This is a genomic window from Pantoea sp. X-Soil-MYKO-1289 (assembly GCF_059730625.1).
The window spans coordinates 3,399,885-3,411,590 of record NZ_AP036004.1; the positions used below are offsets into that span (position 1 = coordinate 3,399,885).

Annotated in this window: 10 protein-coding genes, 3 tRNA genes and 1 pseudogene; 8 read left to right on the forward strand and 6 right to left on the reverse strand. The window is 60.4% G+C overall.

Annotated features, from left to right (window positions below):
- Positions 1-70 precede the first annotated feature (70 nt).
- The 4 genes from rsmC to AC6I7Z_RS16220 all read left to right on the forward strand — a co-directional run bounded on the left by rsmC (position 71) and on the right by AC6I7Z_RS16220 (position 1,558).
- The gene (rsmC, locus tag AC6I7Z_RS16205) at positions 71-1,102 is read left to right on the forward strand and encodes a 16S rRNA (guanine(1207)-N(2))-methyltransferase RsmC (protein ID WP_497814953.1); all 1,032 of its coding nucleotides are present in this window, start codon (positions 71-73) and stop codon (positions 1,100-1,102) included.
- Positions 1,103-1,232: 130 nt separating this feature from the next.
- Positions 1,233-1,319, forward strand: a tRNA-Leu gene (locus tag AC6I7Z_RS16210).
- Between the two features lie 32 nt (positions 1,320-1,351).
- A tRNA-Leu gene (locus AC6I7Z_RS16215) sits at positions 1,352-1,438 on the forward strand.
- A 33-nt stretch (positions 1,439-1,471) separates the two neighbouring features.
- Positions 1,472-1,558: transfer RNA gene (locus AC6I7Z_RS16220), tRNA-Leu, on the forward strand.
- A gap of 45 nt (positions 1,559-1,603) precedes the next feature.
- Here the strand turns inward: AC6I7Z_RS16220 and AC6I7Z_RS16225 are convergent.
- On the reverse strand, positions 1,604-1,888 hold the full coding sequence (locus tag AC6I7Z_RS16225; RefSeq protein WP_497814954.1) for a DUF1435 domain-containing protein: 285 nt from the start codon (positions 1,886-1,888) through the stop codon (positions 1,604-1,606).
- A gap of 228 nt (positions 1,889-2,116) precedes the next feature.
- Here AC6I7Z_RS16225 and AC6I7Z_RS16230 point away from each other — a divergent pair, with 228 nt between their 5' ends.
- From AC6I7Z_RS16230 to AC6I7Z_RS16240, 3 genes are all read left to right on the forward strand, one after another.
- On the forward strand, positions 2,117-3,211 hold the full coding sequence (locus AC6I7Z_RS16230) for a GGDEF domain-containing protein (protein WP_497814955.1): 1,095 nt from the start codon (positions 2,117-2,119) through the stop codon (positions 3,209-3,211).
- Positions 3,212-3,338: 127 nt separating this feature from the next.
- The gene (gene fhuF / locus AC6I7Z_RS16235) at positions 3,339-4,130 is read left to right on the forward strand and encodes a siderophore-iron reductase FhuF (protein WP_497814956.1); all 792 of its coding nucleotides are present in this window, start codon (positions 3,339-3,341) and stop codon (positions 4,128-4,130) included.
- Positions 4,131-4,223: 93 nt separating this feature from the next.
- Positions 4,224-4,688, forward strand: coding sequence for a YbaK/EbsC family protein (locus AC6I7Z_RS16240; protein ID WP_497814957.1), 465 nt, complete (start codon positions 4,224-4,226; stop codon positions 4,686-4,688).
- On the opposite strand, the gene AC6I7Z_RS16245 is transcribed toward AC6I7Z_RS16240, so the two are convergent.
- The 4 genes from AC6I7Z_RS16245 to AC6I7Z_RS16260 form a co-directional block, all read right to left on the reverse strand.
- Complete coding sequence (locus AC6I7Z_RS16245) at positions 4,685-5,905, reverse strand: MFS transporter (RefSeq protein WP_497814958.1); 1,221 nt, start codon at positions 5,903-5,905, stop codon at positions 4,685-4,687. The genes AC6I7Z_RS16240 and AC6I7Z_RS16245 overlap by 4 nt on opposite strands.
- 195 nt (positions 5,906-6,100) lie before the next feature.
- Positions 6,101-7,087: a nucleoside hydrolase gene (locus tag AC6I7Z_RS16250; protein ID WP_497814959.1), complete on the reverse strand. Its 987-nt coding sequence runs from the start codon at positions 7,085-7,087 to the stop codon at positions 6,101-6,103.
- Positions 7,084-8,073 carry a LacI family DNA-binding transcriptional regulator gene (locus tag AC6I7Z_RS16255; RefSeq protein WP_497815466.1) on the reverse strand — a complete coding sequence of 330 codons (990 nt, stop codon included), beginning with the start codon at positions 8,071-8,073 and terminating at the stop codon, positions 7,084-7,086. Before AC6I7Z_RS16255 ends, AC6I7Z_RS16250 begins: the two co-directional genes overlap by 4 nt.
- Positions 8,074-8,197: 124 nt before the next feature.
- Positions 8,198-9,589: an MFS transporter gene (locus AC6I7Z_RS16260; protein WP_497814960.1), complete on the reverse strand. Its 1,392-nt coding sequence runs from the start codon at positions 9,587-9,589 to the stop codon at positions 8,198-8,200.
- A gap of 575 nt (positions 9,590-10,164) precedes the next feature.
- On the opposite strand from AC6I7Z_RS16260, the gene AC6I7Z_RS16265 reads away from it, so the two are divergent.
- Positions 10,165-10,719, forward strand: coding sequence for a histidine phosphatase family protein (locus AC6I7Z_RS16265; RefSeq protein WP_497814961.1), 555 nt, complete (start codon positions 10,165-10,167; stop codon positions 10,717-10,719).
- Here AC6I7Z_RS16265 and AC6I7Z_RS16270 read toward each other — a convergent pair.
- Positions 10,712-11,667: pseudogene (locus tag AC6I7Z_RS16270) on the reverse strand (beta-propeller fold lactonase family protein). The gene AC6I7Z_RS16265 and the pseudogene AC6I7Z_RS16270 sit on opposite strands and share 8 nt — an antisense overlap.
- Positions 11,668-11,706: the final 39 nt, after the last annotated feature.

Sequence of the window (11,706 nt, forward strand, 5' to 3'; positions counted from 1 at the left end):
GCTAGCAAACCCATCGAACATGCGCCAACAAACCACTATAATCGCCGCTCTGATCTAACAGGAGCCTTTCATGTCTGCTTTTACCCCGGCCAGCGAAGTCATACTGCGCCACAGTGATGAATTTACCGCCCGCCACGTCTTGTTCGCTGGCGATATGCAGGATGACCTGCCCGCTCAGCTGGAGACCGCCTCGTCGCGCGCGCATACCCAGCAGTATCATCACTGGCAAAACCTGAGTCGCCGTCTGGGCGAACGGGCGCGTTACGGCCTGGTGGCAACGCAGGAAGAGGTTGAAGGCTGCGACACGCTGATCTACTTCTGGCCGAAAAACAAGCCGGAAGCCCTGTTCCAGCTGATGAACCTGCTCTCCCTGCTGCCGCTGGGCTGCGACATTTTCGTCGTGGGCGAAAACCGCAGCGGCGTGCGCAGCGCCGAAGGCATGGTCGAAGAGTGGGCGACGCTGGACAAAATCGACAGCGCGCGCCGCTGCGGACTCTATCACGGCCGCCTGGAAAGCAAGCCGACGTTCGACGCCGAAAGCTTCCGCGACAGCTACGATCTCGATCCGCTGACCATCTGCACCCTGCCGGGCGTCTTCAGCCGCGACGACCTCGACATCGGCAGCGCGCTGCTGCTCACCACCCTGGCGCCGCACACCAAAGGCAAAGTGCTGGATATCGGCTGCGGCACGGGCGTGCTGTCGGCGGTGCTGGCCAACCACTCGCCGAAAGTGCGTCTGACCCTGTGCGACGTGCACGCCGCAGCGATTGAGGCGAGCAAGGCGACGCTGGCGATCAACGGCTTCGAGGGCGAGGTTTTTCCGAGCAACGTCTTCTCCGACGTTACCGGCCGCTTCGATCTGATCCTCTCGAACCCGCCGTTCCATGAAGGGCGCGAAACCAGCCTGGACGCGGCGCAGACCCTGATCCGCGGCGCGGTGAAGCACCTCAACACCGGCGGCGAACTGCGCATTGTCGCCAACGCCTTCCTGCCCTATCCGCAGGTGCTGGACGAAACCTTCGGCAGCCATGAAGTGCTGGCGCAAAACGGACGCTTTAAGGTTTACCGCGCCGTTTACGGCCGCGGCGCGAAAGCGCGCTAAGCAGCGGCGACGGTGAAAACGTTGCTTTTTACAGCAGTCGATTCACCGTCGCGAAATATCTGTTGACGCCGGGTGTAAAATCTCTAGAATGCGCCTCCGTGGTTGCAATACTGTCATGTATTGCTGGTACGCGAAGGTGGCGGAATTGGTAGACGCGCTAGCTTCAGGTGTTAGTGTCTTAACGGACGTGAGGGTTCAAGTCCCTCTCTTCGCACCAACAACCACGATTTTCATCTCGCATCGCACTGCGCGAAGGTGGCGGAATTGGTAGACGCGCTAGCTTCAGGTGTTAGTGTCTTAACGGACGTGAGGGTTCAAGTCCCTCTCTTCGCACCAATGCGGCGATATGAAAAGCAAGATGACTCAAATGCGAAGGTGGCGGAATTGGTAGACGCGCTAGCTTCAGGTGTTAGTGTCTTAACGGACGTGAGGGTTCAAGTCCCTCTCTTCGCACCAGAGTTGTCCTCCCCTGCTTCACCTCTCTGTTTTGCTCTCTCTGTTTCAGGCCCCATGAAAATTCACCGCAACGGCCGCTAATCCGCCCGCTAACGCCAGGCATGAAGGCAGCAGCAGATAGTGACGCAACCGGCGATGGAACAGCATTACCACCGTCAACAGCAGCGCGATAATCATCAGGATACGCCACTGGCTAAAGCTCGGCTCCCATAGCGCAAAACACGGCATCGCCGCGCAGGGCAAGAGCACGCCCCAGGCGCTGTCCAGCTTCTTCCCCATTACCCAGCTGAACCCCCACAAGCCGCAGGCGGCGAACACGGCCATTAACATGACGTCGACCTCAAATGATAAGAGTTCGCATTATCATATGATAATAAATCTCATCTTGCAGCCTGTTTTTTTCGCCTCTGGGCCGGAAGATGACAGACCAGTTGGAAAATGCTAGATTGCGGCCGATAACACCTTTCATAACACAGCAAATTTGCTCATTGTCCGGCAAATGGATTTATTTTTGCCGGAATGCGCTTTGATATTTCAGGGCCGTTTCGAGTATTAATAATGAAATTACAATCTTACGATGAATTGAAACAGAGCAAATATCGGCTATCGCTGCTGCTCTTTCTGTTTTTAAATGTCGCCGTATCGCTGTTTTGCCTGATCCCTTTCGCCGGCAGCCCGGCTGCGGACTTGCCTGTCCCGATTATTACCGTCGCGCTATTTAGCGCCGCGACGTTAATTTCGTGTTTAATCAGGCCCAAACTGAAATTACCTTTATTAAATCCTGTGGCATTACTGCTTGGCGCGTTTTGGGCCTGGCATATTGAGCTCAAATATCAGCAGGTTTTCTTTTTCGACGACAATTTCCTGATTATTAGCCTGCTGAGCGTATTTTTTATCAGCGCTATCGCCCTGAGCGATTACCTGCCGGCATTTTGTCTGCATATCACCCCGCCGGTGGTGACGGTGCTGCTGCTGGATAAGGGCACGCATCTGGCGATGCTGCTGCTGACCATCTCGCTGCCGCTCATCGGCTTCTCTCTGCAGCACCTGATGCGCCGCCGCGTCGACCGCTTCACCCGCCGTCTGATGCACCAGCTCTATGAAGAAAAAGAGACTTTCAGCGATCTCAGCATGCTGGACCCGCTGACCGGCCTTTATAATCGTCGCGGACTAAAAAACCGGCTGGATAATATTCTGGAAAATCATGCGGGCAGCCACTTCGTGCTGCTGCTCGATATCGATCACTTTAAGGCGTACAACGACAACTACGGCCACGCCATGGGCGACCAGGCGCTGGCGCGCGTGTCGGTGGCGATCCGCGACGCCGTGCGTTCGCGCGATGTGGTGGTGCGCTACGGCGGCGAAGAGTTTCTGGTGCTGATGACCAACGTCAACGCGTCGATCGCCATGAAGCTGGCGGAGCGCATTCGCCAGTATGTGCTCGATCTGGAGATCCCCCACCGTTTCAACGAAAAGGTCTCTACCCACGTGACCGTCAGCGCCGGCATTGCGCCCATCTTCGACGACGAGTTCGATCAGGCGGTCGCCAACGCTGACCGCGCGCTCTACGTCGCCAAAAATCAGGGCCGAAATACCATTCTCGCCTGGGAAGACCTGCCTAAAACCCTGACCGTCAGCGGCGAAGCGCTTTAATTCTTCGCCCGCCATCGCGGCGACGCGCGGCAAGTGCCCGGCCGCGCCGTCACTTCCGCCGACTTGTGAATAGGACTAAGAACGATTATCATTCTTTCTTCTCTGCTTCCAGGGCGTGTTATTCAGCATGGCGAACATCAGGCAGCAATCTCAACGCTTTCAATACGCTCAGCCTATTTTTATGCAGGGCGATCGCTCGCTGGCGCGCGCCCTGCGCGATCTGATGCGCGAGCAGCACGCCTATATGCTGGAGAGCATCCACCTTGACGAAGCCGCGCCCGCAGAGGCTCTGACGCTGGCGGAGTGGGCTCGCCCGGAGCAGTTCCCCGCGCTGGCGCAGCGCTACAGCGACTATCTCTATCGTCAGCACCCCGACGCCGTTCAGGAGGCGAAGCCGGTTCAGTCGCTCTGGGCGCAGTGGTATTTCGGCCTGCTGCTGCCGCCGCTGATGCTGGCGCTGCTGACGGAATCGCGCGCGCTCGACTGCTCGCCGCAGCATATCCACGTTCAGTTCCACGAACATGGCCACCCTTGCGCCTTCTGGATCGCGACGCACGAAGATGAAGAGGCGCGCTACCTGACCGCGCCGCAGCGCATCGATCGCCTGATCCAGCAGCATCTGATCCCGGCGGTGAACGGCATCGCCCAGCATGGCGGCATCAACGCCAGGCTGATCTGGAACAATATGGGCTTCTCTTTTCACTGGTTCCTCGGCGAGCTGAAAACCCTGCTGGATGAGGCGACGATTCTGCAGCTTGAGCAGACGCTCTTTTTCACCAGCCGCCTGCAGGACGGCAGCGACAACCCGCTCTACCGCACCATGCTGCCGCGCGGCGGCGAGATGGTCAGACGCAGCTGCTGCCAGCGCTACCGCATTCCCGACGTCGAACGCTGCGGCAACTGCACGCTCAGCGTATAAAACCGTCTCCCGACGCACTTTCTCCTTTTCTCTCGTTTACACTTTTTCCGCCTTGTGGCAGTTTTTACGCCTTCGACCTGCATGGAGAAAAAGATGAGCCTGGAGTCGGTACGGCAGTTTTTCGCCGAACACGCACCTGATATCGAGATTATCGAGATGTCGCAAAGCACCGCTACCGTGGAGATGGCGGCGCGCGTTCACGGCGTCGCGCCGGGACAGATCGCCAAAACCCTGTCGCTGAAAGTTAAAGACGAGGTGGTGCTGATCGTCACGCGCGGCGATGCGCGGCTCGATAACCGCAAGCTGAAAGCGGCGCTGGGCGCTAAGGCGCGTATGCTGAGCGTCGATGAGGTGGTGAACTGGACCGGCCATCCGGTCGGCGGCGTCTGCCCGTTCGGGCTGGAAAATCCGCTGAAGGTGTATTGCGACGAGTCGCTGCGCCGCTTCGACGAAGTGCTGCCCGCAGCGGGCGCCGTCCATAGCGCCGTGCGTATTACCCCACAGCGCATGGCCGAGCTGACGCAGGCGCAGTGGGTAGACGTGTGCGAAGCGCTCTAGTGCGTCGGCTTCGACACCGCGCCTGATATTTCGATGCCGCGCGTTTCGCGGCCGAAGGCGACAAACAGGCAGATCAGCACCGCCACCGTGCCGGCGACGATGGCCATTCCCAGGCCGTAGTTGCCGTTATGCGCCTCGGCGATGCGCGACTGCAGCGTGGCGTTGACCGAGGCGATCAGATTGCCCAGCTGATAGACGAAGCCCGGCAGCACCGCGCGCGCGTTGGCGGGCACCAGCTCGGTGAGATACGTCGGCACCACGCCCCACGCGCCCTGCACCATAAACTGCATCAGAAACGCGCCCAGCCCAATCGCCCAGGAGCCGCTGGAGAAGGCCCAGAGCGGCAGCACCGGCAGCGCCAGCAGCGACGCCAGCATAATCGCTTTTTTACGTCCGATGCGCTCCGATAGCGCGCCGAAGAAGACGCCGCCCAGCATCGCCGCGATGTTGTAGCTGATGGCGATCAGGCTGACGGTGTGCGCGTCGAACTGATGCTGCACCTTCAGGAAAGTGGGATAGAGATCCTGGGTGCCGTGGCTGAAGAAGTTGAAGCAGGCCATCAGCAGCACCAGATAGAGACACATTTTCCAGTGCTGGCGGATGATCGGCAGCAGCGCGCTGCTCTCCTGGCGCTCGCGCGCCGCCAGCCAGACCGGCGACTCCGGCACTTTGAAGTAGATAAACGGCAGCAGCAAAATCGGCAGCGCGCCGATCAGGAACATGCCGCGCCAGCCCACCGCGTCGAAAAAGAGCCCGAAGATCACCGAGGCCAGCAGATAGCCGCACGGATAGCCTGCCTGAAAGATGCCGGACATCAGCCCGCGCGAGCGGTCGGGAATGGTCTCCATCGCCAGCGACGAGGCGACGCCCCAGATGCCGCCCATCGCCACGCCGTAAATAATGCGAAAGCCGAGAAAGGCGCCGAAGCTCGGCGACCAGGCGGAGAGCAGCTCAAACAGGGAAAACAGCACGATGTTGAGCATCAGAACCGGCCGACGGCCATATTTCTCCGCCAGCCGTCCAAACAGCAGCGCGCCGATCGGGCGCACCGCCAGCGTCAGCATAATCGCGATCGACACCTCTGACACCGAAGCGTGAAAGTATTGCGCGAGGTCGCTTAAAACAAACACCAGTATAAAAAAGTCAAACGCGTCCAGCGTCCAGCTGGCGAAGCTGGCAAACGCCACATTCCGCTGGGTCGGGGTCCAGTTAAACATAAACGTATCCTGTCAGTGCCATTCGGATAAAGGTCCGAAAGAAAGAGGCGCAACCGCCGCAACGGTTACGATATTGTTAACGTTTTGTTTATAGCACTTTGCCAAACGCGAGCGCGTTCAAATGCTGGCATCCCTGACGTCAGGATGTAACTAAGGGTGTCGGCGCATGTCATTTCGGGCGAATCGCTCTGCGGGTTAGCGTTTCAGCTGCGTCAGAGCCTGTTCGAGGATCTCCAGCAGCAGCGCGTTATCGACGTGGTGCAGCACATGAACCAGCGCGCCGCTGTCGACAGGGATACCGACATCGACGCGCAGCGGCGTGCGATAGCGCCAGCTTTTGCCGCGCGTCGCGCCCGGACGCAGTTCGATATCCACACGGTAGTCGGTGCCGTTCGCCACGCGCTGATTCAGCAGCCAGGCGACCACCAGCGCGTCGTGGATCCAGCTGCCCGGGAGATTACGGGTGCGGATAGAGTAATCGATCCACGGACGCAGCGTGTCGCGCACAAAGCAGGAGAGCGGATGATCACTGGCGGTGATGCGCGACAGATCCTGATGGGTCAGCAGCGTCTGCGTGGTCACGTCCATCGGCACCAGCGTGATAGCCGCGCCGCTGTGCAGCACCTGATGCGCCGCCTCGGGATCGAGACCGAAATTGGTATCTTTGATGTAGTCGTCCAGCGCGAATACGCCGCCCATCACCACAATCTCCGCCACCGCTTCCGCCATTGCCGGGTAGCGCTGCAGCGCCAGGGCCACGTTGGTCAGCGGCCCAATCGCCACCAGGGTAATTTCGCCGGGGTTGTCGCAAATCAGCCTGCCGATAGCTTCGGCCGCGTCGTAGCCGTCCGCCGCCATTGGCTTTGGCGCGCGCACGCCCTGCCACAGCCTGACCATATCGAGCTGCTCTACGCGGTTATCGAGCGCCGCGCGCCAGGGCGCATGATCCTCTTTCAGCGCCTGAGAAGCGCCCTGCACCACCGGAATCGCCGAGCCGAGGCGCGTCAGCAGATCTTTCGTGACCTGCGCGCCGATGTCGCTCGGCGTATTGCCTGCGACGGTGGTGATCAGCTCCACCGACAGCGCTGGCGAAGCAAGGGCCAGCGCGAGCGCCAGGCCGTCGTCGGTATTGGCGCCGGGAATGCCGTTGCCCGGGTCGCAGTCAATAATCACTCTTTTCATGTTGTCGTCGTGTTGGTTTCGATGTGCGGCGTACAGCCGCAGGATTCGCCGATTTCAAGGTAGTGCGGAAACTCGCGCAGCTTCGCCTCGCCGTCCCAGTTTTGCAGCATGGCAATGGCGCAGCGCGCCATATCCCGCAGCGGCTGGCGCACGGTGGTTAAGGTCGGCACATGGAAAGCGGACTGATCGGTGCCGTTGAAACAGACCAGCGCCACATCCTGCGGCACGCGAATGTTGCGCTCGGAGAAAGCGCGAATCGCGCCGATCGCCTGCCCTTCGTTACTGGCAAACAGCGCGCGCGGCGCGCCGGGGCCGGCGAGCATGCGCTGCGCCGCTTCGTAGCCGCCCTGCCGCGTATAGCTGGCGGGAAAGATCAGCGCCTCATCGACCGGCGTCCTGTGCGCCGCCATCGCATCGCGCCAGCCCTGAATACGATCCTGCGCGTTAAGCATCTCCAGCGGGCCGCTGATGATGCCGACCTGCCGATAGCCGTGGCTGAGCAAATGGGAAGTAACCTGAAATGCTGCCTGACGCTCGTCGACGCGCAGCATGCTGACGCCCGGCTGCGGCTCGACGCGATCCAGCATCACAAACGGCGTGCCGCTGGCCTGAATCACGTCGATATAGGGATGGCGATCGACGCTGTTGTAAAACAGGCCGTCGACCTGACGGTTCAGCAGGCTGTGGATCAGCTCCAGCTCGCGCTGACGATCGTCGCCCGCGTCGCCGAGCAGCATTACGTGACCATGATCCAGCGAGGCCTGCAGCAAGACGTGCGCCATAGAGGCGACAAAAGTATTGCCGATATTCGGCACGATCAGCCCATAGGTTTTGGTGCTGCCCGACGCCAGGGCGCGCGCTACGCCGTTGGGGCGATAGCCGGTCAGCCGGATGGCGTCCAGCACGCGCTGACGGGTGCTTTCCGCTACCGGACGCGGACCGTTGTTGATCACGTAGCTGACCACTGCAACCGATGTGCCGGCCATTTTCGCCACGTCGCTGCGTGTGACTTTGCCTGACGGCTGTTTCAAGCTTTTAGCTCCCGATGTAAACACGAAAGGCCGTGAATCATCACGGCCTGCTCGTTAGCGTGCGGGAAGCGACGCCGCATTAGATGGCGTCTTCCGGCAGATTGAGATCGCGCCCTCGCGTCTCCGGCGCGACAAAGGTCGTGAAGAAACCGATGGCCGCCATCGCGGAGAAGTAGACCGCTATCGGCCACCAGTGACCGCTCCAGGAGAGCATCGCCGCCGCCAGCAGCGGCGCGGTGCCGCCCGACAGAATCGAGCCCAGCTCTTTGGCTACCGCCATTTTAGTGTAGCGATGTTTGACGCCGAACAGCTCTACGCCCCATGCGGCCTGTACCCCGTAGATGCCGAGCGACGCCAGCGCCATGCCGACCACAATCACCGGAATCACGATGGCCGGCTCGCGGCTGTCGAGCAGATAAAAGGCAGGCCAGGCGTAGAACATCAGCAGCAGGCAAAAGCCGCGATAGGTGATGCGGCGGCCGAAGCGATCTGAGAGCCAGCCCGCCAGCGGGATCACCGCAAAACCCAGCACCGAGGCGATAAAGACCGCCGTGGTCGGCACCGACTTATCGACCATCAGCACCTTCGCCACATAGCCGACCATAAAGCCCTGCGCCAGATAGGAGGGACCGTTCTCGCCGATACGCAGACCGACCAGCGTCCAGAACGCACGCGTGCGCGTCCAGAAGCCGCGCGTATCCGCCTGCTCCGGCTGTGCGCCGCGCGCCGCGGCGCGTTCCGCTTCCATTTCCTGCTTTCTACGCTCAAACACCGGGGTTTCGCGCAGATGGCGACGGATCCAGAGCGCCGCCAGCGCGATCAGCACGCTGCTGAGAAAAGGAATGCGCCATCCCCAGGCCAGCAGGCTCTCTTGATCCATCTGCACCACCGCCAGCCACACCAGCGCGGCGAGCAGCGTGCCGCTGTTGGAGCCTAAAGCAATCACCGACGAGACCAGCCCGCGCCGCTCGACCGGCGCATATTCGCCCAGCATCACCGTGCCGCCGGAGAGTTCCGCGCCGGCGCCCAGCCCCTGGGTAAACCGCAGCAGCACCAGGCAGGCAGGCGCCCAGACGCCGATAGCGGCGTAGCTGGGGATCAGGCCGATCAAGGTAGTGGAAGCGCCCATCAGAATAATGGTGATGACCATGACCGTTTTTCGCCCTTTGCGATCGCCGATCCAGCCGAACAGCACCGCGCCGATAGGACGCGCGATAAAGCCGACAGACCAGGTGGCGAAGCTGGAGAGCAGCGCCATTGCAGGGGTCGCCTGGGGGAAGAAAACATCGCCGAAGATAATGCCCGCCGCCAGGCCATAGAGCGCGAAATCCGCATACTCCATCGCCGTGCCGAGCCAGCAGGATAAGGTGGCGCGCCAGAAATCTTTGCGCCCGGAAGAGGTGGTCAGCCGCTCATCGGCGGCGGAGTGCAAACGCGTGGAATCGCGCTCAACGGAGTGTTGTGCCGTCATACCATTTCCCTGTGTTAGTGATCGTGAACGCCCATCCGTGGGACGGTTCTTTGATAGCAATCAGAACTCCCCGGGTGGCGATGTACTGGTTAGCTAACCCTTGTTGCGGTCAGTAAAGAATTCCCTGGTGTTGGAATCTCTGACTTTGTCTGCTCTGCCGATGTTAAGCACCGGTCGTATTAAGCAGGCAAAGGACTAAACCTACTGGGCCTTTCTCGCATCGTCCGCCGCGAGTAATCACTGAGGGCCAGTTTATCTACGCGCGTAGATAAATCAAGTAAATTTAGCCATAAATGTCAAAAACTATACAGCCCCGCTAGCGCAAAAAATGGATTTACACATTAAATACAAATAGTTGCCATAAATACCCAGTGCGAAACTCAAACAGTATCATTTGGGACTTAACACTTTCTCTTAATAATACCTGGCCGTAACCTGTTAGGGCGTAGCGCACAGAGTTATCGCCTGGAAACATGACGGAAGGATGACAGCCTCGGCGGTTTCGTCAGGTTAAGTCAGGTTTTAACATTGCGCCGCTTTGCATTAGGCTTAGAGCAGAACGAAGCAGGAGTCCTATGACCATTATCTTGATGCGACACGGCAAACCCGACCATCGCGCCGCCGGTCGGCTGAGCGCCCAGGGGCTGGCCGACTGGTGCGAGGCGTATGATATGGCGCTGGTGTGCGACATGCCGCCCGATCGCAGCCTGACCATCGCGCGTCAGGCGTCGGTGATCGTCTGCAGCCCGCTGCCGCGCGCGCGCTCTTCGCTGACGCGTCTCGGCCTGCAGCCGATCCACGTCGATGCGCTGTTCAGCGAAATCTCGGTGCCGCTGATCGCCTCGCGCCGCCTTGAAATGCCGGCCGTGCTCTGGCTGGCGCTGCTGCGCATGCTGTGGCTGTGCGGCTATGCCGGCGAAAGCGAGTCGCTGCTGCGGGCGCGCGAACGCGCCGCGCGCGCCGCCGAGCGGCTCATTACGCTGTCGGAGCAAGGCACGGTGCTGCTGCTCGGCCATGGCCTGATGAATAAAATGATCGCGCGCGAACTGCGCAAGCGCGGCTGGCAGGCGGAAAAGCACGCCAGCAGCCGCCACTGGAGTTCCGCGATCTATCACCGCCCTTTTATCTGACCAGATCGAAAAAGCTCAGCACCTCGCAGCCGGTGCCGACGCGCGGCGTGGCGATAACGCGGTTTTCTGCGCCAGATCGACCACGCTTAAGGTGCCATCGCCTTCGTTGGCGATGAGCAGCTGCTGGTTATCAGGGCTAAAACAGCCGTCCATGGGTTTGTTTCCTACCGGAATATCGCCCAGCGGATTGAGCAGATCGTCGAACAGCGTGATGACAGGCTCGCCATCGCCTATCGCCACCAGCCGCTCGCCGTTCGCGCTGAACCGCACCACCTGACAGGGTTGCTGATGTCCCGGCAGCGCCAGCCGCTGGCGCACGCGGTGGCTCTGGCGGTCGATAACGTAGAGATAAGGCGCATCCGCCGCGCTGGCCACCAGATAGGGATGTTTCGGCGACGCCGCGATGCCGGCGATGGGACCTGGCAGCAGAATCGTATCGATCACCCGCCCTTCTGCTTCGCACAGATCCACCACGGTAATGCTGGCGTCCTCTTCATTTTCGGTAAACAGCTTGCGGCCGCTGGGCGAGAGCGTCAGGCGGTGAGCGTTATGCGAAGGAAGCGGAATGGTTTTTTCCACGCGGTCGGTCTCAGGATCGATCACCGCCACCGCCGCGCTGCTTTCGCAGCAGAGATAAACCTTGCCGTCGCGCCCCAGCTGACCGCTGTGCGGCGCGCGCAGCGGCGAAAGATCGATAAAGCCGCTGATTTCGCGCTTCGCCAGATCGATTACCGCCACCTTGTGGCCCGGATGCGGATTGTCGCCGTGCGCGCCGTCGCCGTAGATTGGCACATAGGCTTTTTGCCACGCCGGCAGCATCAGCAGCTCATGCGGACGCGGCGGGAAAGCGTTTAGCTCGCGCTCGACGGCAAAAGTCTCGGGATTGAGAAACAGCACGCGATTGCCCTGCTTATCGACCGCCAGTAATCCGCGGATGGGTTCAGACATAGCGACTCCTTTTCTCAGTAAGCCTTCCTTAAGCGTAGA

Excerpts from the sequence above, each read along its gene's own strand:
- AC6I7Z_RS16265 (WP_497814961.1), top strand. The coding sequence starts at position 10,165 with ATGACCATTATCTTGATGCGACACGGCAAACCCGACCATCGCGCCGCC.
- AC6I7Z_RS16255 (WP_497815466.1), bottom strand. The coding sequence starts at position 8,073 with ATGGCCGGCACATCGGTTGCAGTGGTCAGCTACGTGATCAACAACGGT.
- rsmC (WP_497814953.1), top strand. The coding sequence starts at position 71 with ATGTCTGCTTTTACCCCGGCCAGCGAAGTCATACTGCGCCACAGTGAT.
- AC6I7Z_RS16260 (WP_497814960.1), bottom strand. The coding sequence starts at position 9,589 with ATGACGGCACAACACTCCGTTGAGCGCGATTCCACGCGTTTGCACTCC.
- AC6I7Z_RS16250 (WP_497814959.1), bottom strand. The coding sequence starts at position 7,087 with ATGAAAAGAGTGATTATTGACTGCGACCCGGGCAACGGCATTCCCGGC.
- fhuF (WP_497814956.1), top strand. The coding sequence starts at position 3,339 with ATGGCGAACATCAGGCAGCAATCTCAACGCTTTCAATACGCTCAGCCT.
- AC6I7Z_RS16225 (WP_497814954.1), bottom strand. The coding sequence starts at position 1,888 with ATGTTAATGGCCGTGTTCGCCGCCTGCGGCTTGTGGGGGTTCAGCTGG.
- AC6I7Z_RS16245 (WP_497814958.1), bottom strand. The coding sequence starts at position 5,905 with ATGTTTAACTGGACCCCGACCCAGCGGAATGTGGCGTTTGCCAGCTTC.
- AC6I7Z_RS16230 (WP_497814955.1), top strand. The coding sequence starts at position 2,117 with ATGAAATTACAATCTTACGATGAATTGAAACAGAGCAAATATCGGCTA.
- AC6I7Z_RS16240 (WP_497814957.1), top strand. The coding sequence starts at position 4,224 with ATGAGCCTGGAGTCGGTACGGCAGTTTTTCGCCGAACACGCACCTGAT.